Genomic DNA, 22,111 nt, shown 5'->3' on the forward strand with positions numbered 1-22,111 from the left:
GGCGGCTTCGCCACCCAGCGCGGGACAAGCCCGCTCACTACAAAGATGTGTGGATATCCAGGGCTATCGCCGGCAAGCTCGCTCCTACAGGGGGCCTCAGTGGGCGAGGAATTTGCTCAGGAACTGCCTTGTGCGTTCTTCCTTGGGGTTGGCGAACAGCGCCTTGGCTTCGCCTTGTTCGACGATCACGCCCTTGTCGAAGAAGATCACCCGGTTGGCAACATCGCGCGCAAAGCTCATCTCGTGAGTGACGATGACCATGGTGCGGTTTTCTTCAGCCAGGCTGCGGATGGTCGCCAGCACTTCGCCTACCAGTTCCGGATCGAGCGCCGAGGTGGGTTCGTCGAACAGGATCACCTCCGGCTCCATGGCCAACGCGCGCGCAATCGCCACGCGCTGTTGCTGGCCGCCGGACAGGCGCCGTGGGTAGGCGTCTTCCTTGCCTTCCAGGCCCACCCTGGCGAGCAACTTGCGCCCCAGGGCAACAGCGGCGTCGCGCGGCATCTTCTTGACCACGGTGGGGCCTTCGATGACGTTTTCCAGCGCGGTGCGGTGGGGGAACAGGTTGAAGCTCTGGAACACGAAACCCACGTGCTGTCGCAAGCGCCGTACCAGGTTTTGCTGCTGGTTGGCGGGCTTGCTGGTGTCGATCTCGATATCGCCTACCTTGATGCGGCCGCTGGTGGGCTGTTCGAGGAAATTCAGGCAGCGCAGAAAGGTGGTCTTGCCGGAACCGCTGGGACCGATGATGGCGATGACTTCGCCCGCCTTGACCTCAAGGTCGATGCCGTTGAGCACCACCTGATCCTTGAATTGCTTGGTCAGTTTTTCAACCACGATCATGCTTCAAGACTCCAGGTCATGCCGGTTGACCCGGTCTTCCAGACGATTTTGCAAATGCGCCAGGAGGCTCGCCAGGATCCAGTAGATCAGGGCGGCGGACAGGTACATGGTGAAGATTTCGAAGGTTCGCGCAGACACCAGTTGTGCCTGGCGGAACAGCTCGGGCACCTGGATGGTGGCGGCCAGCGCCGTGTCCTTGACCAGCGAGATAAAGCTGTTGCCCAGCGGCGGCAGGGCCGTGCGCATGGCCTGCGGCAGGATGGCCCGGCGCAGGGTTTGCGCACGGGTCATGCCGATGCTGGCTGCCGCTTCCCATTGGCCGCGCTCGATCGAAGCGATGGCGGCGCGCAGGATTTCACAGGCGTAGGCGGCCATGTTCAGCGAAAAGCCGATCATGGCCGCCGGAATCGGATCCAGCTCGACGCCCACCTGCGGCAAGCCGTAATAGATCAGAAACAGCTGTACCAGCAAGGGCGTGCCGCGAAAGAACGACACGTAGACCCTGGCGAGCCAACTCACCAGCTTGAAGCGCGACAAGCGCATCAAGGCCAGGCCGAAGCCCAGCAGCAAGCCGAAAAACATCCCGCCCAGGCTGAGGATCACCGTGTAGTACGCGCCCTTGAGCAGAAAGGGCGCGGAGTCCAGCGCGAGTTGGAAACCTGCTTCCATTATTGAGTGACGTCAGCGTTGAAGTACTTCTCGGACAGCTTCTTCAGGGTGCCGTCGGCGCGCAGTTTGTCCAGGGCCTTGTTCACCGCATCGAGCAGTTCAGGCTCACCTTTGCGCAGGGCGATACCGGATTCCTGGCGGGAGAACGCATCGCCCGCAGCGGCGGTGTCAGGCGCTTTCTTGGCGTATTCCAGCGCGGCCAGACGGTCGATCAGGATGGCGTCGATGCGGCCGATGCGCAGGTCCTGGAACTTGGTCGGGTCGTCGTTGTAAGTCTTGATGATGGCTTTAGGCTGGTTGTCCTTGAGCCACTGTTCGTAGTTGGTGCCAAGGCCCACCCCGACTTTCTTGCCGGCCAGGTCGTCGGCGGTCTTGATGTTGTCGACGTTCTTCTTCAGCACCAGCGCTTGAATACCGGAGACGGTGTAAGGCTTGGAGAAATCGTATTTCTTCTTGCGCTCGTCGGAGATGGTCACCTGGTTGACCACGGCGTCCAGGCGCTTGGATTCCAGGGCGGCGAGGATGCCGTCCCATGGCGTGGCTTGCAGCTTGACCTTGACCCCCAGCTCCTTGGCCAGGGCTTCGGACAGCTCCACTTCGAAGCCTGTGAGCTTGCCGCTTTCATCGACGAAACTGAACGGCGGGTAGGTGCCTTCCAGGCCGATCTTGATCTCGCCCGCTTTCTTGATGTTGCCCAGTTGCTCGCCGGCGATTGCCTGACCCACCAGGCCAGCCCCGAGTGCCAGGCCCAAAGTGCCAACCAGCAACGTACGACGCAATACGGAAATAGTCATGAAGAGCCCCTGTGTTTTTATGTTGAGCGAAGCAGGTGACGCGATAGTCGTATCCTGCCTTAAAGCGCGTAGCGCGTCTTCGCCTACGGCGCGACTATAAAGCCGGTTTCTAAGACTTGAAAATAATATAAATCCAAATTTATATTCTATTTTTGAATATGTATTCATTTTTATGTGGGAGCTGGCTTGCCTGCGATAGCGGCCGATCAGTCAACATCTGCTTAACTTCAGACCGCTATCGCAGGCAAGCCAGCTCCCACATTTTTTAATCCGTGTTCAGTTAGCTGAACATGGAGTCATAAGCAAACAACGCCGGGGCACCACCGGTATGCAGGAAAATGATCGGCCCGTCTTCAAACCGGTTACGCCCGATACCGTCCAGCAAGCCGGCCATGGCCTTGCCCGTGTAGACCGGGTCCAGCAGCAGGCCTTCCTGGCTCGCCAATAACTTGACCGCCGAAAGGGTGCCGGCGTTCGGTTCGCCGTACCTCGGGCCGAAATATTCGTCCCACAGGATCACCTTGAAAGCTTCGGGAACCCGCACACCCAGCAACTCGGCGGTGCGCTCGGCCAGGCCCTGTACTTTCGGGCGCTGGGCTTCGTCGGTGCGGGAGACGGTCACGCCGATCACGGGCAGGTCCGGCAGCGCTTCGCTCAAGGCCAGGGCGAGGCCACTGTGAGTCCCCGCGCTGCCGGACGCCAGCACCACGGCGGCAAACTTGAGGCCGCTGTCTTCGATCTGTCCCGCCAGTTCCAGCCCGGCGCGTACGTAGCCCAGGGCGCCAAGGGCGTTGGAGCCGCCGATAGGCACAAGGTAGGGCTTCTTGCCGTTGCTGCGCAGGCGATCGGCAAGGGCCTTGAGTTGGTCGTCGGCGTTGTCGAGGTTCTCGACCAATTCCACCTTGGCGTCAAACAGGTCCAGCAGCAGGCGGTTGCCGTTGCCCAGGTAGTTGGGGTCTTCGGTGCCGGTGGGGTTTTCCAGCAGGGCGACGCAGCCCAGGCCGAGCTTGGCGGCCAGTGCGGCGGTCTGGCGCACGTGATTGGACTGCAGGGCGCCGGCGGTCACCAGGGTGTCCGCGCCCTGGGCGATGGCGTCGGCGGCGAGGTATTCGAGTTTGCGCAGCTTGTTGCCGCCCATCGCCAGCGGCGTGGTGTCGTCGCGCTTGACGTAGACGTCCCTGCCCAACCAGGCCGACAGCCGCTCGAGTTTTTCCAGGGCAGTGGCGCCGCCCAGCAGATCCAGGCGGTTAAAACGTTCGAGCTGTTGTTTGATCATGGCTGCGCACGGTTGAGGAATACAGGGCGACTATAGGCAGGCACTTTTCATCGGGCAACCGTCAATCGCTTATTCCAGCGAGTTCTTGCGGTCACACCATTGGTTCTTAAGGGCGGCCGGGGTGCATGCCGTAAAGTGATGGGCATTTCGTCAGGAGTGAATACCGTGAGTGAACGTTCCAGCCATTGGCAATTGCAGACCATCGTCAGCCAGCTGCGCGGCGCCCGGGACCAGTGGCGAACACGCAATGGCCGCTTGAGTGGCGAGCATGGCGGCCGCGAGTTGCCGTCCCGCGAGGCCGTGGCGCAGATTCTCGAAGCGCTGTGCGGTGCGCTGTTCCCCATGCGCCTGGGGCCGGTTGACTTGCGTGAGGAAAGTGAAGATTTCTACGTGGGCCACACCCTCGACGTCGCCTTGAATGCCTTGCTGGCCCAGGCCCGCCTGGAGCTGCGTTACGCCGCGCGCCAGGGCGCCAAGGATGACAGCGAAGTCGACGCGCTGGCCATCCGGCTGATCCAGGATTTCGCCCTGGCCCTGCCGTCCCTGCGCACTGTGTTGGACACCGACGTACTCGCCGCCTATCACGGCGACCCGGCGGCGCGCAGCGTGGACGAAGTGCTGCTTTGCTACCCGGGCATCCTGGCGGTGATTCACCACCGCCTGGCCCATCACCTGTATCGCGCGGGCTTGCCGCTGCTGGCGCGGATCAGCGCCGAAATCGCTCACTCCGCCACCGGCATCGACATCCACCCCGGCGCGCAGATCGGCCCGAGCTTTTTCATCGACCACGGGACCGGCGTGGTGATCGGCGAAACCGCGATCATCGGCGAGCGCGTGCGCATCTACCAGGCGGTGACCCTGGGCGCCAAGCGGTTCCCGGCGGATGAAGACGGGCAACTGCAAAAGGGCCATCCACGCCATCCAATTGTCGAGGATGATGTGGTGATCTATGCCGGCGCCACGATTCTGGGGCGCATCACCATCGGCAAAGGTTCAACCATCGGCGGTAACGTCTGGCTGACCCGCAGCGTGCCGGCGGGGGCGAATATCACCCAGGCGAACGTGCAGCTTGAGGATGGGGCGCGGTGAGCGTTTCAGTCATCAAGCCTGCCCAGTGAAAGGCGGGTTTGTTCGCGCAACCATTCGTTGCGCCGGGCCGCCAGGTCGTTGTAGACCTGCTCGTACAGCGTGTTGGACATGACTTGGTCGGGGACGACCCGGTCTTCTATTTGCAGCTGCTCCACGATGCTGCTCAACGCTTGGCGCTTTTCGGCTTTTTGCTCTTCATTGAGATCCTGGGCTTGGGCAAACGCTTTTTGCTCGCTGTCCAGATCGCCGAAAAGCGTCAGCTGTTGCCCGATGTTTTCTTCATTCGCCGCGTAATCCTGCGCGTAGTGCTCCTTGAGGAAGGCCTCCCAGTAGGGTTCCTTCAGCATCCGGTCGACCAGCCCGTCGCCTTCACTCAGGGTCTGCACGGCCGTGAGCGCGTGAGTGATGCTGGATTGCGGCACATTGGCGGTGTGGCGGTACACCATGTTGTCGCTGATCCAGGGTAATTCGAGCTGTCGGGACAGGCGCGTCTGGTAGGCCAGGTAGACGCCGACTTCGTCGACAGTGCCGGGTTCGCCATCGACCACCTCACTGGTCAGTCGCAAACCTTGCCCGCCTTGGTGGAGAGGTTTGAGGCGGTCGGCGATGTCCGCGCGAATGACGTGGTTCAACAGCTTGAGCCTGGCGCTGCCCCTGGCCAGCCTGACGAGCCCTTCTTCGCGTTCGGCGGGGGTTTTGCTGTAGAGCTCAACCCCACGGGCTGCCACCTTGATCCCCATTTCGGTGAAAATCTGGCTGCCTGCATCCGCGCATAATCCTGGATAGCTGGACATTCGGAACAGCGTCTCGCGCAGCTCAGGGTCGTCGTGCATGCTCGACAGCATGTACCGCACATGGGCGGTCAAAGTGGGCGTGTTATGTGCGTAGCGCAGCTCATCTTCCGGGTCTTCAAAAAACTCGGGAGATTCCAGCTTCTTGATGACTTCGAAAAAGCCTTGTGAGCCGCGCTCCTCTTCCAGGTCGTTCCAGATAGATTCGAATTTGAGCTTGTTGTAATCGTCCAGCTCGTCCACCCAGAAGTCGACGTCACCTTGAGGTTCGTAGGTGCGATGAGGGTCATACCCGACAGAGCGTCTATGCTCCTCCCAGAGCGTTTTGGCTTCAGCGCTCAGGGTCGAATAGTCCAGCCGAGTTGTGGCGATGATAAAAGACTCGTCGCCAGCGGTGGCGACGTCCGGAATCGTGGTAATAGGGTTGCCCTGAAGCCGCAGCAGAAACAGCGCGTCTCGCTCCTGCGCGAACAAGCCGGTCGGCCATTCGCTGACGCCTGTGCGTCTGAGATCAAGCTCCATCAAGTCGGGCATTCTGCTGATATCCGGCACTTGGCCCAGCGGGTTATTGGAAAGGTACAAACCTCGTAGAGATGTGAGATCGCGCAACTGCGCGACGCTACCGGGGTCGAGGGTAAGCTGGTTTTTGCTCAGGTCGAGGGTGGTCAGCGAGCGCATCCGCGCAATGGCCGCGGGCAGCCGGTCCAGGCTGTTGTCTGACAGGTCCAGCACGAGCAGATCGGGAAAATGCCGCAAGAATTCGGCGTGGTTCGTAGAAAAATGACAGTCGTTGAGTATGAGGCGTTTGACCAGCCTGAAATCGTCCGGCAACAACGGGACATTATCGGGCCAGGGGGTTTCGCTGAGGTCCAGTGAAACCAGTTTGTCTCGTGGGAAGTTCGGGTCATGCAATTGCGTGTAGCCCTCGCGCCAGGCGTCTTTTAACTGCGAGGCAAACCGGGCTCTTGAGCGTCGGGTGACGGCTTCCAGTCGGCTGCCCGCCGGCCCTTGGGTGGGGGACTGGATGTAAGCGTCCAACGCAGCCTCAAGGGCTTTCCCCTCGTGCTCCATTTGCTCCAGTTTAGCGACGCCTTCAGCGCTTTCTGCGAGTTGGGCAAGCTGTTTTACCCCTTGTTCGGACATCTCCGGCAGCCACTGCTTGATACGTCCTTGCACGGTCACTGGCCTGGCCTGTACCTCTACGCCGCGCATCGTGCTGGAGTTGCCGCCCCCGAGCAATTTGAGCGTTTCGCGCTCCGCCCGTGCGCGGATCGGCGGCTGCGTCAGCGTTAAACGCCGCTCGACGGGGGAGGTGGTGGTCTTGACCAGCCATGACCGCAGGTGGTCACCGTCGACGAAGCGCGTGTCGGCGGGCATAGCCTGGAACACCGCGCTGTAAAAATCAGTGGCACCGTGGATCAATTTGTCTTGTGCATCGAACACCCGGTACTGGCCTTTTCGATTGCGCACCAGGATGCGAACGTGTCCTGCGTCCTCTGCGCCGACCTGGCTTCGCAGCTCGCCGGTGGTTGTTCTTTCACGGATTTGAATGCGCAGGTTCGCCAGCCCATCGGAGTGAATCCTGAGGGTATTGAGCACCAGGTTTTCGGTTTGCGCCGTCGGTGCATCGGCTTGCAGGATCTGCTCGAACATCCGTGAACTGCAGGTTTCGAAATCCAGTTCGCGCGCCTGGTTTTTAATGTCCAGCGGCACCCGGTTCTGTTCCTCCATCACACGCAGGTGGCGGCGACGGGCATGGCTGACCAGCCGTTGGGTAACGCTCAGCGGCAACTCGGGGTATTGGCTGCGAAGCAATTGGATATGCGGGTCGCTGCTGGTTTCCTGGCGGGCATAGAGCTCCTGGGCGAGCGTTTCGCTCATGGTGTCGACATAGGCAGCCAGTTGCTCGCGCAGGGCCTGTGCCCGTTCCTCCTCGGGGATTACCTCGCCAAGCACGGCAGCGAGTTGTTGTTCATCCAGGAGCGCAACCACTTTTTCCGCCAACTTGCCCGACATCACCTCGGTGATACTGACGGACAAGACATTTTCACCTTGCGCTGTCGCATCGCCATAGCGACGCGGTACGCCTGACATATCCGCGTGCGGGTAAACCAGCAGGGCTTTGTCCCGAGGCCAGCCTTCAAGCTCGGTGACCATTTGTTCGAACCAGTCGGCGGACGGGTCCAGCGCCCGTCCCTGGCGGATGTTGTCCACGCTCAGGCTGACCTGCCGCTCGTTGTTAAAGCGCTTGAGGGTGTCGGCCAGCAACGGCGGGGTGGGCTCATTGTGGACGTACATATGGCGTAGCGCGCCGAAGTCGACGCCGCTGATAAGGCGAATCTGCTCCAGTTCGCCGGCGCTCAGGCCGTGGGTCTGCGGCCCCAGGCGCCTGAGCAGGCGCGTGTTGCTCCAGGCCCGCGGCTGTTCACCCTCGAACACACAGGCGCCGCTGCCGTTAAGCGCTACGGGTGGCCGGTAAGCGCTGGCGCGCCTGGGGTTAGTGAGGTGGTAAGTTTCAGTGATGGGGTCCTGCAGGACTTCATAACGATGGTTTTCCACATGGACGATTTGTTTGCCCTGATGGTGATACAAGCCATTTTCGCCAGGTACCAGATCGCCCGGCAGGTGCATATTGCGATGCTGGTAAGGCGTCAGGTCAGGGTTCCATAAGCGTGTTTCGCCGGAGGGCATTTGCACGGGGCGCAGCCGCTCGACAAAGGCCGACACTTTCACCTTGGCGACTTCGCCGATCCTGGCACCCGCATGAAACAACGCCAGTTGCATCACGTTTTGCGCGACCGACAGCAGGTGTTCCCAGCCCTCGCGCTGGCGCCCCTCGGCCCAGTCGACGATCCCTTCGAACACGTCGTCGAGCATCTGGTAGGCGGTATAGGCCAGCATCAATTCGCCCAGGAACGGCACGAATGGGGTGATCACCAAAAGCGCGGCGTTGAAGAGGTCCGAGAGCATTTTTTCCAGGTTGTCCCACCATGCCCAGCGGGCCATGCGGTCGGCGTAGGCCGTTGAAATGGCGATTTCCCTGGCGTCGTTGACTATTTTGTTCAGCTTGGCCTGGTAGAGGTAGTGCCAGAGATCATTGTGCAGCGGGTCGCTGACACGGTTTTGTGTGTCATCGCGCAGGGGCAGGGTGCGAAACCGCAGGTTTGGCGCCTCCACCGGATCCGGCCGCCAGTTCGGGCGGCTGTCACCGCGCTCCCGCGCATGCCAGCGAACGGTCGACAGCAGATTATTGAGTTCGTGGAAAAAGCGGCCGCGTTGTTCGTGGGCCACGAACTGGCTGAAGAACTGTTGATAACTGATGCTGGAAGAACCAGCCGTGGAGGTGCGATCACGTAGCTGGCCGGTCAGCTCTTTGACGAAATCCCGAGATGAAGCGTATTCCTTGAGCGGGTGAGCGGGATCATCGGGAACGTGCACCACTATCCTGCCGATACCTGCATCTGTGCGTGTCGGCGCGACCACCAGGATGCCCGTCAAGCGTGTATCCAGCAGGTCCAAGGTGTACAGATCAACCTGTTGCCCGCCCAGGCTCAGGGGGCCGTCTCTTTGGAGCAGGTTCTGGATGAGTGTGTACGCGTCTTGCGAAATGTCTTTTCTGGCAAGCGCCATATGCGCTGCGCTGTTGAGGCCGGCCTTGAGGTTATCGATGATGCTGGCGCGCAATTGGCGGGCGAGCGCATCGTTATCAAACCCGAGTTGCGTTGTGATGTGGCGCAGGTATCTGGCGCCAATATCCAGCTCCCGACAGATCGCTTTAAAGGCGTTGGCAGTCAACGGCTGCCCGGTCGACCGGTGGGTAAAGCTGATTGAATCGCGCCGCCCCTGAGCGTCTTCCTGCGACAGGAACGCGAAATCGACAAAGGTTTCCGAGGCCGAGAAGTTATGCAGCGCCGCCTCCAGCAGCGTTGTCGTCCGGGTGGTGACGCCGGGCAGTTGATTGATTGCCCACCAAGGCAGTTTGGCCGGCGCATACAGACGGATCGACGTGTGCAGCACGTCAATCGGGCCGTAATCGCTCAGGGCTTGTTTGAGCAGCGGTTCAGCGAACGCTTTGATATCGCTCAGTTGCGCGAGCTTTTTATCCACGGCATTTTGCGCTGACCAATGGCTGCCCAGCGCCTTCTTGAAAGGCAGACGCTGTGCCGCAGCCGGTGCGTTGCGATGGATTGCGGCGATATCGGGTTGGTGTTGCATCAATGCAGTCCAGCGTTGCGGGGAGGTATCGAGCAGCCAGCCAGGCAGTTGCTGTTTTATGAGGTCAAAATGAAACGGTTTGGGTTCGGTGATCGGGGTTGCGGGCATAGAGGAATGACCTTCGAAGGTATCAGGATCATTCGAGTGTGTTGGGGTTGGCGCGCTCGGAGGCGGCGCATATTGCTTGGCTCGGTTTGATCTGTACGTAGTGTGGGCACTGAACGTTTTGTCATCCTCATCCGTCATACCAATCCTTGAGCTAGTGTAGGAATTGTCTACCACTCAGCCCTGCGATTAGTCCCCAAGCGCCTGTCCATGTTTAAATTGAATGCTCGTTCAAGTTAAACCCGGTGGTTCGCTGCCCGCTCACAACAGGAGGCTTACCTTTGCTGAGTCCGTTATTTACAGCCACATCCCATACTCCCGGGGTGCATCGTCCATGAGTGCATCGTCCACCCCATCCAGCGGCCTGGTGCGCATGAATGCGCCGGTGTTCTACTTTGCCGCCACCTTCATCCTGCTCTTCGGCATCACGGTCATCGCTATCCCGCAACAGGCGGGCGCCTGGCTGCTGGCCGCGCAAAACTGGGCGGCCAATACGGTCGGCTGGTACTACATGCTGGCGATGACGCTGTATCTGGTCTTCGTGGTGGTCACCGCGCTATCGGGCTACGGCAAGATAAAACTCGGTGCCGACCACGACGAGCCCGAATTCAGCTACCTGTCCTGGGCCGGCATGCTGTTCGCCGCGGGCATCAGCATTACGCTGTTCTTCTTCTGTGTGTCCGAGCCGCTGACGCATCTGGTGCAACCGCCCCAGGGCGCGCCGATGAACGCCGATGCCGCGCGCCAGGCCATGCAGATCCTGTTTCTGCACTGGGGCTTGCACGGCTGGGGGGTGTTTGCGTTCGTGGGCATGGCCCTGGCGTACTTCGCCTACCGGCACAACCTGCCGCTGGCGCTGCGTTCGGCGCTATACCCGCTGATCGGCAAGCGCATCAATGGCCCCATCGGTTACGCGGTGGATGGCTTCGGCATTATTGCCACGGTGTTCGGCCTCGGCGCCGACATGGGCTTTGGCGTACTGCACCTCAACGCCGGTCTCGACTACCTGTTTGGCATTGCCCATACCCAGTGGATCCAGGTCGGCTTGATCACCCTGATGATGGGCGCGGCGATCCTGGTCGCCGTGGCCGGCGTCGACAAAGGCGTGCGGGTGATGTCCGACATCAACATGCTGCTGGCCTGTGCGCTGCTGCTCTTCGTCTTGTTCGCCGGGCCCACCCAGCACTTGCTCAACACCTTGATCCAGAACATCGGCGACTACCTGGGCGCCTTGCCGACCAAGAGTTTCGACGTGTACGCCTACGACAAGCCCAGCGACTGGCTGGGCGGTTGGACAGTGTTCTACTGGGCCTGGTGGATTGCATGGTCGCCGTTCGTGGGCCTGTTCATCGCGCGTATTTCCCGTGGCCGTACCATCCGCGAATTCGTGTTCGGCGTGCTGCTGATCCCGTTGGGTTTCACCCTGGCGTGGATGTCGATCTTCGGCAACAGCGCCATCGACCAGGTGCTCAACCACGGCATGACCGCGCTCGGTCAGTCGGCGATCGATGATCCGTCGATGAGCCTCTACCTGCTGCTGGAAACCTACCCGTGGAGCAAAACCGTGATCGCGGTCACGGTATTTATCAGCTTTGTGTTCTTCGTCACCTCGGCTGACTCGGGCACGGTGGTGCTGTCGACGCTGTCGTCCAAGGGCGGCAACGCCGACGAAGACGGGCCGAAATGGCTGCGGGTGTTCTGGGGCGCGATGACGGCGCTGGTCACCAGTGCCTTGCTGTTCGCCGGCAGTATCGATTCGCTCAAATCGGCGGTGGTGCTGACGTCGTTGCCGTTCTCGATGATTTTGCTGCTGATGATGTGGGGGCTGCACAAGGCCTTCTACCTCGAGTCGCAGAAGCAGATCGCCCAACTGCACTCGCTGGCGCCGATCTCGGCATCACGCAAGGGGCGCGGCGGTTGGCGTCAGCGCTTGAGCCAGGCGGTGCATTTTCCGTCGCGCGATGAGGTGTATCGCTTCCTTGAGTCGACGGTGCGCCCGGCGATCGAAGAAGTGACGGCGGTGTTCGTCGAGAAGGGCCTGAGCGTGGTCACCCAGCCCGACCCGTCCAACGACAGCGTCAGCCTGGAAATCGGCCACGGCGAAGAGCATCCCTTCATCTACCAGGTGCAAATGCGCGGTTACTTCACGCCGTCGTTCGCACGGGGCGGCATGGGCTCCAAGGAAATCAACAACCGTCGCTACTATCGAGCGGAAGTGCACCTGAGCGAAGGCAGCCAGGACTACGACCTGGTGGGCTACACCAAGGAGCAGATCATCAACGACATCCTCGACCAGTACGAGCGGCATTTGCAGTTCCTGCATTTGGTTCGCTGAGTGCCGGGGACCATCGGGTGGGACACCAGAGGCTGCCTGGCAGCGGTCACTGGTGTGGTGTGCATGCTCAGAGTTCCTTGCTCAGAGCGTTGTCCAAGGAATAGCGGCCCGCGCCGTGAAACGCCAGGTACAACGATAGCAGTGCCATGAGCACCGGATACTCGATACCCCGGTCGATCCACGGCCAGGTAGGGCCCAGCAAATAGGCGATGGTCAGCATCTGCACCGTCATCATTGCCGCGACCAGCCGCGTGCCCAGGCCCAGGATCAGCAGCAACCCACCGACCGCTTCGAGCAAGGCCACCAGCAGGCCGATCAGGTCTGGCTGCGGCAGGTGCAGTCGGTTTTCGATCAGGTAGATCGACGCAGCCATCGGATCTGCCATCGAACCGTGGGCATCGCCCAGTAACTTGGGCAGGCCATGGGTCAGCATGATGACACCGAAGCCTGCGCGCAGCAGTGCGTAGGCCAAGGGCTCGGCGAAGCGGTAAAGTGGGGCGAGGGCTGGGATGAGCAACGTCATGTTGAGCCTCTGTGTTTCAAAGAGTGATGGGATTGAGCAATTCGCAGCCCTGCCTCAAGGGTGGGTTTGGGCGTTGCGTGTGAAGCGTTGCTGGACGGCGTGTGAGAACCAGCCCGCAAAAGCGCCGAGGCTGCTGGCGCCGCCTAGTTGCGCAAAGCTTTCCAGCGATGGCTCAAGGTGAGCGGCGAAGTAGGTGATCAGGCCGAGGAAATAGCTGACGAGGTTGTTCATCACCGGCACGGCGCGTAGCGAAACCACGACCATTGCCACAATGAATACCGTGGTCGGCAGCGCCCATACACCAAGGGCGGGGCTCAAGGCGGCAATGCTCTGGGCGGCCACCATGCCGAAGACAATACCCAACAGCACACAGCCGAGGTTGATCAGGCCGTCGCGCAGGGTCAGGCCACGGCTGAAGAACGCAACCCAGCCGACGAACATCGCCCACACCGGCAACATCAACAGACCGCTGGTGCCTGCTGCCATGGCCGCCGTAACGGCAGCGATGGCGGTGACCAGGGTAAACATCCACATGGATTGGCTGCGAGGGTGGGCAGCGCGGGATTGTGGGTTCATGAACGCAACTCCTTCGGATGATCAGGTATGAATTAAACGAGGCCGCCATTGGCCCGCAGTATTTGCCCATTCACCCAGCTACCGGCCGGGCTCACCAAAAACGACACCACACGGGCGATGTCTTCCGGCTGGCCAAGGCGTTCCAGCGGCGCCATCTTGGCCAAGCCCTGCACCTGCTCTTCGCTCTTGCCGTGCAGGAACAGCTCAGTGGCGACTGGCCCTGGCGCTACGGCGTTGACGGTGATGCGGCGGCCGCGCATTTCCTTGGCGAACACTTGGGTCAGAGATTCCACGGCGGCCTTGCTGGCGATATACACCGCGTAGCCTTGGAAGTTAAGGCCGACCGTACTGCTGGAAAAGTTGACGATGCGCCCGCCGTCATTCAGGCGGGTGGCGGCTTCGCGCAGGGCGTTGAAAGTGCCACGGGTATGGATGTCGAAGTTCTGGTTGTAGAGTTCATCGCTGTGCTGGGCCAGAGGCAGCACCTTGAGGATGCCGGCGTTGTTGATCAACACGTCGACCTTGCCCAATTGCGTTTCGGTTTGGTCAAACAGGCGCTTGATATCGTCAGCCTTGGACACGTCGCCTTGAATCGCTATGGCCTGGTGGCCCGCTTGACGCAACTCGACCACCAGCCTGGAGGCTTCGGTGGCGCTGCTGGCGTAATTAATGGCCACGGCGTAACCGTCGGCGGCCAATTGTTTGGCGACCACGGCGCCGATACCACGGGAGGCGCCGGTAATAATCGCGACCTGAGTTGTCATGTTCGGATTCCTGGAAGAGGGTGCGAAAGCACATTCACATGTTTACGCTGGCTGATAAATGCCTGAGAGTTGCCTTGACTGTTCAATAATCGCCAACAATCAGCATCAGGGAGTGACGTGTGGACCAAGTCAAAGCGATGAAGGTGTTTGTGCGTATCTACGAGCGCTCAAGCTTCACACTTGCAGCCGATGACTTGAATTTGCCGCGCGCGACCCTGACCCACACCCTCAACCAATTCGAAGCCTGGCTAGGCACGCGCCTGCTTGAACGCAGCACCCGCCGGGTGCGCCCAACGCTGGATGGCGAAGCCTATTACCAACGCTGCGTGCAATTGCTGGCTGAACTGGAAGAGGCGGAACTGGCCTTTCGGTCCGTAGCGCCTCAAGGCCGTCTACGCGTGGACCTGCACGGAACGCTGGCCAAGTACTTTGTGATCCCGGCGCTGCCGCAGTTCATGGAGCGTTACCCGCAGATCGAGCTGTCCATCAGCGAAGCCGATCGCTTTGTCGACCTGATCACCGAGGGCGTCGATTGCGTGTTGCGTGCTGGCACCCTGACGGACTCGGCGTTGATCGGTCGGCGCGTGGCGACCCTGCGCCAAGTCACCTGTGCGAGTCCTGCGTACCTGCGTAAATACGGTGAGCCGAAGGGCCTGGCCGAGTTGGGCGGGCACCGTGCGGTGAACTACGTTTCGCGCACCACGGCCAAGCTGTTTCCGTTCGAATTCATGGTCGACGGCCAGTTGCAGGAAGTGAGCATCGAGGGAGCGTTATCGGTGTTTGGCGCCGAGATTTATTCCGCCAGCGCGGTAGCCGGGTTGGGGATTATCCAGTGCCCGCACTACCGCATGGCTGAGCTGATCGAGCGGGGCGTGATGCGTGAAATTCTCACCGACACCCCGCCGCCGCCGATGCCTGTGTCGGTGCTTTACCCGCACAACCGGCATACGTCACCGAGGGTGCGGGTGTTCGTCGACTGGCTTGCTGAAATATTCGAAAATGCTCGTTAAGCCAATTAATGTGGCAGTAAATTGCTGTAAAACAGACAGGCAGACTTAAGCGATTCAGCTGGTTAAAAGGCCGCGGAATAACCTTATTCCTGCGCTTATTTGCCTACGTCCAAGAGAGGATTCGATGACTTACATTGCTGCCGAAAACCGCTATGAATCTATCCCGTATCGCCGCGTAGGCCGCAGTGGGCTGGTGCTGCCGGCACTGTCCCTGGGCCTGTGGCACAACTTTGGCGACAGCACCCCGATCGACACCCAGCGCGCGCTGTTGCGCACCGCGTTTGACCTTGGGATCAACCACTTCGACCTGGCCAACAACTACGGCCCGCCCTACGGCAGCGCCGAAATCAACTTTGGCCGTTTGCTGCGCGAAGACTTCAAGCAGTACCGCGACGAACTGATCATCTCCAGCAAGGCCGGTTGGGACATGTGGCCCGGTCCGTACGGCCAGGGCGGCGGCTCGCGCAAATATGTACTGGCGAGCCTCGACCAGAGCCTGCAACGCCTGGGCGTCGACTATGTGGATATCTTCTACTCCCACCGTTTTGACGCCGACACCCCACTGGAAGAAACCGCCAGCGCCCTGGCCACCGCCGTGCAACAGGGCAAGGCCTTGTACATCGGCATCTCGTCCTACTCCGGCGTGAAAACCCGTGAAATGGCGGCGCTGCTCAAAGAGTGGAAAGTGCCGTTGCTGATCCACCAGCCGGCCTACAACCTGCTCAACCGCTGGGTGGAAAAAGACCTGCTCGACACCACTGAAGAACTCGGCGCCGGGGTGATTGCTTTCACACCGCTGGCCCAAGGGCTGCTGACCGACAAATACCTCAATGGCGTGCCGGCTGATGCGCGCGTGAATCGCCCAGGTGGTGGTTCGTTGCAGGCCAAGCACCTGTCCGAGGCCAACATCGCCCACGTGCGTGCCCTGAATGAAATCGCCCAGCGCCGTGGCCAGAGCCTCGCGCAACTCGCCCTGGCGTGGACGCTGCGTGATCCCCGGGTGACCAGCGCGCTGATCGGCGCGAGCCGGCCGGAGCAGATTATCGAGAACGTCGGCGCGTTGAAGAACTTGAGCTTCAGCATGGAAGAACTGGCGGAGATCGATCGGTTTGCGCAGGAAGGCGGGATTAACCTGTGGGAAAAGCCCTCCACCGCCGAATAGCATAATGGCCAATCCCGTCTGGTAGGTGGGATTGGCTTGGCAGGCATCAGTAATTACTTTCTGGGGAAATCTAAAATTTTAGAGTTCGTTGAATGAATTCGTGACGTACGTGGGACGTTAGTGCGAAGTCTGATATCGACAACTTGAGCGTTACTCCCGTTAAAAAAATAGCCTTTCTCAACCCCACATAACTCTTCAAGTTTTTCTCTCGGTATACCAAGAATCCCTTGCAAAGAGCTTTTGGAGAGTATTGAATTTTCTACCAGCATACGCAAGCTTCGAGATAATATCTTTGGTCGCTCAAACTCGAATGTATCGTCCAATGGTTCTTTTTTTACCCATCCTCTAGCCGATCGACCTTTCCAGAGACGTGTGGCTGAATTGCTGTCAACAATCTCTAGGTCTTGGCAGCGTTTGATCATCGCAGCAATTGAGACTTTCCATCTGTTTTTTAAAGCCAGAAATCCATCAAGGGTTGGCCACTTTATTTCGAGGGGAAAAGATTCAGATGGCATGAGAAATGCACTTGCGAAACGATGGGCTTGTGCTTCCAGCAAGTGATAGTCGGTTTTCGCCTGATCTAGGTTCACATGTCGGTGTAAGACCAAGTGGCCCAGCTCATGGGCCGCGTCAAATCGATTTCTAATAGGACTAGCTTTGTCCTCGGCGATAAGAACATAGGGTCTGTCATCTACCCCCGACCACCGTGAGACTCCATCCATCTTCAGGTAGCCGAGATGACATTTGGCGGTCACTACGCCGGCATTTTCCAGCGTTTGTAACATATCTGTTATGGGGCCATAACCAATTCCCCACATTTTGCGGCATTCATCAGCCAGTTGCTCAATTTCCTCGTCGCTGAGAAGTCTTATGTCACCAGAATAGGCTGGAATGCGGACTGCGGGGAATTCTAGACTCTCCTGCAGTTTATAAGAGATTTCTTCAAGCCAATCCAGTCTTGCGTTAGCTACATCCCAGGATACTTTAGAGGTGGAAACCTGTGATCTGAAAAAACTAGGGGCGGAACCACTTGAGTTAATAGGCGCTTCCAGTAGCCAATGTTCAGATACATCAAAAAAAGTACATAGTTTTTGAAAGCTTGGTGCTGTTGGGAATGCACTACCTTTTTCCCACTTTGAAATATTTCCCGACGAGCAGCCGATAAGTTCTGCCAAGTGCTCTTGTGTGAGCCCAGATGCAGACCTTAGTTGTTTTAGACGTTCAGGCTGAAAGCCCAGTATTCCGGATCTCATTTTTATCTCACAACTCTTCGCCATAAAAGTCTTCAAGACCTTCATCGCGACGCATTTGTTTGCGAATGACTGGCCATGCCAAGTCGACACTCTCATCGAGTTCGCTTTCGTACCCGATCAGGAATTTATTTAGGCTACACCACACGTGATAGTCAACGCAGCTGTTGAAATAAGGTACTGCAAGGATGATGTCTAAAGGTGCATCTTGATTCATATGCCGAGGTGGAGAAAGGGGGATAATGATTGCATTGAGCGTATGGTCGGCTGAAATGTTGATTCGGCTGGCTTCGCCTAGCTGGAGCTGAGGCGACATTAAAAAGCTGTTCAGCTTTGAATTATTTAGACGATATTTAGCTGGGCGGAGTGTTTTTTTCCAGGGTTTGACAGCAGCGGTCAGCCTCACATCGGCTGTTGTCATCAAGGTGTAAAACTCACCTTCCGGATTTGTTGAAACAACCTGCGAAGACCACGCTTGCTGAAGCCCTGCAAGTCCATCTTGAATATAGGTATAGCGATCTTGTGCGCGTTTTCGGTCTTTGGGGATATGAACAATATCGTTCCCCGCTTCGAAAGCTTTTCGAAACGCAACAGGAACGATATTTTTGATTTCTTCGAAATGGCTGCGTGGAACCCTTCGACGCAGATAGTTGAGAATTTCTTCTTGTGTGTTCATGATGCCTTCCGAGGTTTTTCCTAAAGCAGACTTTAGACTGTTTTTCCTTCTTTTTGAATGTGTGAATGACCAGTGGGCCGGTTTTTTACATTTCGAGTCCGGCTAGGCGTATGGGTACATGACTAAGCGGCTCTCTAGAAGGGCACATCCCCCAAAATCGTCGCCCGATGCATCACCCGCCGCTGCGGCCGGTAGTCATCAACTGCGTAATGCTGGGTCACGCGGTTGTCCCAGAACGCCACATCATTTTCCTGCCAGCGCCAACGAATGGTGAACTCCGGGCGCGTCGCGTGGGCGAACAGCAGTTTGAGAATCGCCTCGCTTTCCGCCGGTTCCAGTTCGTTGATCCGAGTGGTGAAGCCGTCACTGACAAACAGCGATTTACGCCCGCTTACAGGATGTGTGCGCACCACCGGGTGTGACAGCGGTGGGTTCTTCTTGCGCGCCTCTTCCCAGCGCGCCAGGTCTTCGGTGCTGGTGCCGAAGCGCTCAAGCGGGAAGGATTTGGTGAAGTCATGGGTAGCGGTCAGTCCGTCGAGCAACCGCTTCAACGGCTCGGACAACGCTTCATACGCCGCAATCCCGCTGGCCCACAGCGTATCGCCACCAAACGCCGGCAGCAGCTTGGCACTGAGTACCGCACCGAGCGCCGGGGTGGGCAGGAAGGTCACGTCGGTGTGCCACACGGCGTTGTCACGCACGTCGGTGACGGCCGTATCGAGGATCAGCACTTCGGGCTGTTCCGGCACGTTGGGGTAGATCGGGTGAATGTGCAGGTCGCCGAAGTTCGCCGCAAACCGCGCCTGTTGCCGCGGGTTGATCGGCTGGTCGCGGAAGAACAGCACCGAGTGCCTGAGCAATGCCTGTTCGATGGCGTCGCGCTGTTCGGGGGCCAGCGGCTGGGTGATGTCGACGCCGCTGATCTGGGCGCCCAAGGCAATGCTTAATGGCGTAACGGTCAGGCTGTTCATGCGGTTCTCACTTAATGTGCCTGGCCATGCCATGGCACCAGTTTGCGCTGCAGGGCACGCAGGCCCATTTCCATGGCGAAGGCGATCAGGGCGATGACCAGGATCCCCAGCACCACCACATCGGTGACCAGGAACTGAGCCGCCGACTGCACCATGAAACCCAGGCCACTGGTGGCCGCAATCAATTCAGCGGCGACCAGGGTGGACCAACCCACGCCTAGCCCGATGCGCACACCGGTAAGGATGTCGGGCAAGGCGCTTGGCAGGATCACATGGCGAATCAGCTGCGCGCGGGTGGCGCCCAAAGACTGCGCCGCGCGCACTTTGGCCGGGTCGACCGTGCGCACGCCGGTCGCGGTGGCGATGGCGATGGGGGCGAAGATCGCCAGGTAAATCAGCAACACCTTGGACAGTTCACCAATGCCGCACCAGATCACGATCAACGGCAGATAGGCCAGCGGTGGGATCGGCCGATAGAACTCGATCAGCGGGTCGAGAATGCCGCGCGCGATACGGTTGGAGCCGATGGCAATGCCCACCGGCACGGCGCTCAATACCGCGAAGCCCAGGCCCAGACCGATACGGCTGAGGCTCGCGCCCAAGTGCTGCCACAGGGTTGAGTCCATGTAGCCGGTGGTTGCCAGCAGCCAGCCCTTTTGCAGCACGGCCGCGGGCGGCGGCAGGAACAAGGGTTCGATCAGGCCGGTAGCGGTCACGACCCACCATATCGCCAGCAGTACGACCAGCGTCAACAGGCTGATCCAGCGTGTGCTCAGGTTGCGACGTAGCGGGATGACCGCATGCGCCACCGGCTGGGTGGCGGTGGCGGGGAGTTCGTAGCTGCTCATGCGGACACCTGACGTTGGGAGAACACTTTGCCCAGTACGTGTTCGCGGGTTTCGATAAAGCGCGGGTCGGACTTGATCGCCCGCGCCGATTCACCGGCGGCGTAGCGTTGGCCAAAGTCCAGGCTCAGGCGCTCGACGATCTGGCCGGGGTTGGGTGCCAGCAGGATCAAGTCGGTGGCGAGGAACACGGCTTCTTCAATGTCGTGGGTAATCAGGAACACCGGTTTGGCCGTGCGCCGCCAGACTTGCAGCAGCAGTTCCTGCATCTGCTCGCGAGTGAAAGCGTCGAGGGCGCCGAAGGGTTCATCCATCAGCAATACGCGAGGGTCGGCAGCCAGGGCGCGGGCCAGGCCGACGCGTTGCTTCTGGCCTCCGGAGAGCTGCCAGACGCGGCGGCTGTCGAAACCGGCCAGGTCCACCAGAGCGAGCATTTCACGGGCGCGCGCTTCACGTTGCGCCTTGGGCACGCCGGCCAACGCCAGGCCGAAGCCGACGTTGGCCAGCACATCCTGCCAGGGCAGCAGGGCATCGTCCTGGAACACCACGCCGCGCTCGGCGCTCGGGCCCCTCACCGGCACGCCGTCGAGGGTGATACGCCCGCCGGAGGGTTCGACAAACCCGGCAATCAAGTTCAGCAGCGACGTCTTGCCACTGCCGGACGGGCCGAGGGCCACCAGCAATTGCCGAGGGCCCAGCTCCAGTGAAATGTCCGACAGTACCGGTGCTGTGGCGCCTGGGTACTGTGCGCTGATGCGCTCCAGCTGTAGCAAGGCCATCGCCATGAACTCCTGATCAGTGGGTAATGAATTGGGCGCTGACGTAAGGGGCGTAGTCCGGCAGCACGGCGTCGACCTTGCCTTGCTCCTTGAGGAACGCAGCGGTGTCGGTCACGGCCTTGGTGGTGGGCGCGCCCAGCAGGGTTATCTGGTCAGCGGCCAGCGGGTAGACGTTGCCTTGCAGCAGCAAGGGGATGTCGCTGGCCTTGGCGCCGGAGAGTTTCACCAGCTTGTCGACGTTGGTTTTGTCGGCAAGCCAGGCTTGTGGGTCTTTGCGGTAGGCGGCGTAGGCATCCAGGGTGACTTTGGCGAAAGCCGTGACGATTTCCGGGTGCTTCTGGGCAAAATCCTTACGCACAATCCACGCATCGAAGGTTGGCGCGCCGAACTTGGCCAGCTCGCCGGAGGTGATCAGCACCTTGCCGTTTTCCTTGGCCACGCCCAGGGCAGGGTCCCACACGTAAGTGGCATCGATATCACCGCGCTTCCAGGCGGCGATGATCGCCGGCGGCGCGAGGTTGAGGATGGTCACTTTGGACGGGTCGATGTTCCAGTGCTTCAGCGCGGCGAGCAGGCTGTAATGCCCCGTGGACACGAACGGCACCGCGATCTTTTTACCGATCAGGTCCTGGGGACCGTTGATCCCGGACCCATCGCGCGCTACCAGGGCTTCGGCGCCGCCGATCTGGGTGGCGACGAGGAACGTTTCCACCGGCACTTTGCGCGTGATCGCAGCGGTCAGCGGGCTGGAACCGAGGTAGCCGATCTGCACGTCGCCGGAAGCGATGGCGGCGATGATGTCGGCGCCATTGTCGAACTTGCGCCAGTCGATTTTGGCGTTGGTGGCTTTTTCATATGCGCCGTCGGCTTGGGCGACTTTGGCCGGGTCCACGGTGGTCTGGTAAGCGATGGTCACATCCGCCGCCTGGGCAAACAGGCTGGCACCGGCCAGGGACAATGCGGCCAAAAGGCGCAGAGGGGTCAGCAGTTTCAAGGGGAAGCTCCTCAATCAGGCGGCCGAGGGTCGGCGTGTGAGGAGACTAAATGATCTAAGAATACGAAAATAAATAACTTTTTCGAATTAGCTTATGGAGATATGACTGCAACACACATCAAATGTGGGAGCTGGCTTGCCTGCGATGGCCAATAGATATCTACACATTTCTGTAGTGAGCGGGCTTGTCCCGCGCTGGGCTGCGAAGCGGCCCCAATAAAGACACCGCGCAGTTTCAGATAAACGCAAGTCGCCTGGTTTGGGGCGGCTTCGCCACCCAGCGCGGGACAAGCCCGCTCACTACAGGGAGATTTTTCAGCCTTTGAAAGTTGTGTAGATACCTATGCTGCGATGGCATCACCGGGGTATCACCGATACACCGAGTCGTCTGCATCGCAGGCAAGCCAGCTCCCACACAAGCCAGCTCCCCCAAAAGGCGGCGTA

Annotated in this window: 18 protein-coding genes; 4 read left to right on the forward strand and 14 right to left on the reverse strand. The window is 59.7% G+C overall.

Annotated features, from left to right (window positions below; genetic code table 11):
* Positions 1 to 96: 96 nt before the first annotated feature.
* The 4 genes from tcyN to BLL36_RS11615 all read right to left on the reverse strand — a co-directional run bounded on the left by tcyN (position 97) and on the right by BLL36_RS11615 (position 3,582).
* Positions 97 to 843 carry an L-cystine ABC transporter ATP-binding protein TcyN gene (gene tcyN, locus BLL36_RS11600; protein WP_076951567.1) on the reverse strand — a complete coding sequence of 249 codons (747 nt, stop codon included), beginning with the start codon at positions 841 to 843 and terminating at the stop codon, positions 97 to 99.
* 3 nt (positions 844 to 846) lie between these two features.
* Complete coding sequence (gene tcyL, locus BLL36_RS11605; RefSeq protein ID WP_076951568.1) at positions 847 to 1,512, reverse strand: cystine ABC transporter permease; 666 nt, start codon at positions 1,510 to 1,512, stop codon at positions 847 to 849.
* The gene (gene tcyJ, locus BLL36_RS11610; RefSeq protein ID WP_076951569.1) at positions 1,512 to 2,306 is read right to left on the reverse strand and encodes a cystine ABC transporter substrate-binding protein; all 795 of its coding nucleotides are present in this window, start codon (positions 2,304 to 2,306) and stop codon (positions 1,512 to 1,514) included. The genes tcyL and tcyJ overlap by 1 nt, the downstream gene beginning before the upstream one ends.
* A 280-nt stretch (positions 2,307 to 2,586) precedes the next feature.
* Positions 2,587 to 3,582, reverse strand: coding sequence for a D-cysteine desulfhydrase (locus BLL36_RS11615; RefSeq protein ID WP_076951570.1), 996 nt, complete (start codon positions 3,580 to 3,582; stop codon positions 2,587 to 2,589).
* A 165-nt stretch (positions 3,583 to 3,747) separates the two neighbouring features.
* Here BLL36_RS11615 and epsC point away from each other — a divergent pair, with 165 nt between their 5' ends.
* Positions 3,748 to 4,671 carry a serine O-acetyltransferase EpsC gene (epsC, locus tag BLL36_RS11620; RefSeq protein WP_076951571.1) on the forward strand — a complete coding sequence of 308 codons (924 nt, stop codon included), beginning with the start codon at positions 3,748 to 3,750 and terminating at the stop codon, positions 4,669 to 4,671.
* 5 nt (positions 4,672 to 4,676) lie between these two features.
* Here the strand turns inward: epsC and BLL36_RS11625 are convergent, their stop codons facing one another.
* Positions 4,677 to 9,785, reverse strand: a complete 5,109-nt coding sequence (locus BLL36_RS11625; protein WP_076951572.1) for a dermonecrotic toxin domain-containing protein — start codon at positions 9,783 to 9,785, stop codon at positions 4,677 to 4,679.
* Positions 9,786 to 10,155: 370 nt separating this feature from the next.
* On the opposite strand from BLL36_RS11625, the gene betT reads away from it, so the two are divergent.
* Positions 10,156 to 12,117: a choline transporter BetT gene (betT, locus tag BLL36_RS11630; RefSeq protein ID WP_165448091.1), complete on the forward strand. Its 1,962-nt coding sequence runs from the start codon at positions 10,156 to 10,158 to the stop codon at positions 12,115 to 12,117.
* A gap of 67 nt (positions 12,118 to 12,184) precedes the next feature.
* On the opposite strand, the gene BLL36_RS11635 is transcribed toward betT, so the two are convergent.
* Genes BLL36_RS11635 through BLL36_RS11645 form a run of 3 tightly spaced genes read right to left on the reverse strand, consistent with a single transcriptional unit; the run spans position 12,185 to position 13,980 of the window.
* Positions 12,185 to 12,640: a DoxX family protein gene (locus tag BLL36_RS11635; protein WP_076951574.1), complete on the reverse strand. Its 456-nt coding sequence runs from the start codon at positions 12,638 to 12,640 to the stop codon at positions 12,185 to 12,187.
* A gap of 54 nt (positions 12,641 to 12,694) precedes the next feature.
* On the reverse strand, positions 12,695 to 13,216 hold the full coding sequence (locus BLL36_RS11640; protein WP_076951575.1) for a DUF1097 domain-containing protein: 522 nt from the start codon (positions 13,214 to 13,216) through the stop codon (positions 12,695 to 12,697).
* Positions 13,217 to 13,248: 32 nt separating this feature from the next.
* Positions 13,249 to 13,980: an SDR family oxidoreductase gene (locus tag BLL36_RS11645; RefSeq protein WP_076951576.1), complete on the reverse strand. Its 732-nt coding sequence runs from the start codon at positions 13,978 to 13,980 to the stop codon at positions 13,249 to 13,251.
* Positions 13,981 to 14,099: 119 nt separating this feature from the next.
* Between BLL36_RS11645 and BLL36_RS11650 the strand changes: the two genes are divergently transcribed.
* Both BLL36_RS11650 and mgrA read left to right on the forward strand, forming a co-directional pair.
* Complete coding sequence (locus BLL36_RS11650) at positions 14,100 to 14,990, forward strand: LysR family transcriptional regulator (protein ID WP_076951577.1); 891 nt, start codon at positions 14,100 to 14,102, stop codon at positions 14,988 to 14,990.
* Between the two features lie 124 nt (positions 14,991 to 15,114).
* Entirely contained in the window at positions 15,115 to 16,152 is a 1,038-nt protein-coding gene (mgrA, locus tag BLL36_RS11655; RefSeq protein WP_076951578.1) for an L-glyceraldehyde 3-phosphate reductase, read from the forward strand.
* Between the two features lie 53 nt (positions 16,153 to 16,205).
* On the opposite strand, the gene BLL36_RS11660 is transcribed toward mgrA, so the two are convergent.
* The 6 genes from BLL36_RS11660 to tauA form a co-directional block, all read right to left on the reverse strand.
* Complete coding sequence (locus BLL36_RS11660; RefSeq protein WP_083735282.1) at positions 16,206 to 17,501, reverse strand: ImmA/IrrE family metallo-endopeptidase; 1,296 nt, start codon at positions 17,499 to 17,501, stop codon at positions 16,206 to 16,208.
* Positions 17,413 to 18,078, reverse strand: coding sequence for a hypothetical protein (locus BLL36_RS30465; protein ID WP_130925912.1), 666 nt, complete (start codon positions 18,076 to 18,078; stop codon positions 17,413 to 17,415). The genes BLL36_RS11660 and BLL36_RS30465 overlap by 89 nt, the downstream gene beginning before the upstream one ends.
* A 134-nt stretch (positions 18,079 to 18,212) precedes the next feature.
* On the reverse strand, positions 18,213 to 19,049 hold the full coding sequence (gene tauD / locus BLL36_RS11670; RefSeq protein ID WP_076951580.1) for a taurine dioxygenase: 837 nt from the start codon (positions 19,047 to 19,049) through the stop codon (positions 18,213 to 18,215).
* An 11-nt stretch (positions 19,050 to 19,060) separates the two neighbouring features.
* Positions 19,061 to 19,897 carry a taurine ABC transporter permease TauC gene (gene tauC / locus BLL36_RS11675; protein ID WP_076951581.1) on the reverse strand — a complete coding sequence of 279 codons (837 nt, stop codon included), beginning with the start codon at positions 19,895 to 19,897 and terminating at the stop codon, positions 19,061 to 19,063.
* Complete coding sequence (gene tauB, locus BLL36_RS11680; protein WP_076951582.1) at positions 19,894 to 20,673, reverse strand: taurine ABC transporter ATP-binding subunit; 780 nt, start codon at positions 20,671 to 20,673, stop codon at positions 19,894 to 19,896. The genes tauC and tauB overlap by 4 nt, the downstream gene beginning before the upstream one ends.
* A 16-nt stretch (positions 20,674 to 20,689) precedes the next feature.
* Positions 20,690 to 21,667, reverse strand: coding sequence for a taurine ABC transporter substrate-binding protein (gene tauA, locus BLL36_RS11685; RefSeq protein WP_076951583.1), 978 nt, complete (start codon positions 21,665 to 21,667; stop codon positions 20,690 to 20,692).
* Positions 21,668 to 22,111: the final 444 nt, after the last annotated feature.

The organism is Pseudomonas cedrina subsp. cedrina (assembly GCF_001983175.1).
GTDB classification, from domain to species: Bacteria; Pseudomonadota; Gammaproteobacteria; order Pseudomonadales; family Pseudomonadaceae; genus Aquipseudomonas; species Aquipseudomonas cedrina.

Excerpts from the sequence above, each read along its gene's own strand:
- BLL36_RS11625 (WP_076951572.1), bottom strand. The coding sequence starts at position 9,785 with ATGCCCGCAACCCCGATCACCGAACCCAAACCGTTTCATTTTGACCTC.
- betT (WP_165448091.1), top strand. The coding sequence starts at position 10,156 with ATGAATGCGCCGGTGTTCTACTTTGCCGCCACCTTCATCCTGCTCTTC.
- tcyN (WP_076951567.1), bottom strand. The coding sequence starts at position 843 with ATGATCGTGGTTGAAAAACTGACCAAGCAATTCAAGGATCAGGTGGTG.
- BLL36_RS30465 (WP_130925912.1), bottom strand. The coding sequence starts at position 18,078 with ATGAACACACAAGAAGAAATTCTCAACTATCTGCGTCGAAGGGTTCCA.
- BLL36_RS11645 (WP_076951576.1), bottom strand. The coding sequence starts at position 13,980 with ATGACAACTCAGGTCGCGATTATTACCGGCGCCTCCCGTGGTATCGGC.
- BLL36_RS11615 (WP_076951570.1), bottom strand. The coding sequence starts at position 3,582 with ATGATCAAACAACAGCTCGAACGTTTTAACCGCCTGGATCTGCTGGGC.
- BLL36_RS11640 (WP_076951575.1), bottom strand. The coding sequence starts at position 13,216 with ATGAACCCACAATCCCGCGCTGCCCACCCTCGCAGCCAATCCATGTGG.
- tauD (WP_076951580.1), bottom strand. The coding sequence starts at position 19,049 with ATGAACAGCCTGACCGTTACGCCATTAAGCATTGCCTTGGGCGCCCAG.
- BLL36_RS11635 (WP_076951574.1), bottom strand. The coding sequence starts at position 12,640 with ATGACGTTGCTCATCCCAGCCCTCGCCCCACTTTACCGCTTCGCCGAG.
- mgrA (WP_076951578.1), top strand. The coding sequence starts at position 15,115 with ATGACTTACATTGCTGCCGAAAACCGCTATGAATCTATCCCGTATCGC.
- tauC (WP_076951581.1), bottom strand. The coding sequence starts at position 19,897 with ATGAGCAGCTACGAACTCCCCGCCACCGCCACCCAGCCGGTGGCGCAT.
- tauB (WP_076951582.1), bottom strand. The coding sequence starts at position 20,673 with ATGGCCTTGCTACAGCTGGAGCGCATCAGCGCACAGTACCCAGGCGCC.
- BLL36_RS11660 (WP_083735282.1), bottom strand. The coding sequence starts at position 17,501 with ATGAGAGTGTCGACTTGGCATGGCCAGTCATTCGCAAACAAATGCGTC.
- tcyJ (WP_076951569.1), bottom strand. The coding sequence starts at position 2,306 with ATGACTATTTCCGTATTGCGTCGTACGTTGCTGGTTGGCACTTTGGGC.
- tcyL (WP_076951568.1), bottom strand. The coding sequence starts at position 1,512 with ATGGAAGCAGGTTTCCAACTCGCGCTGGACTCCGCGCCCTTTCTGCTC.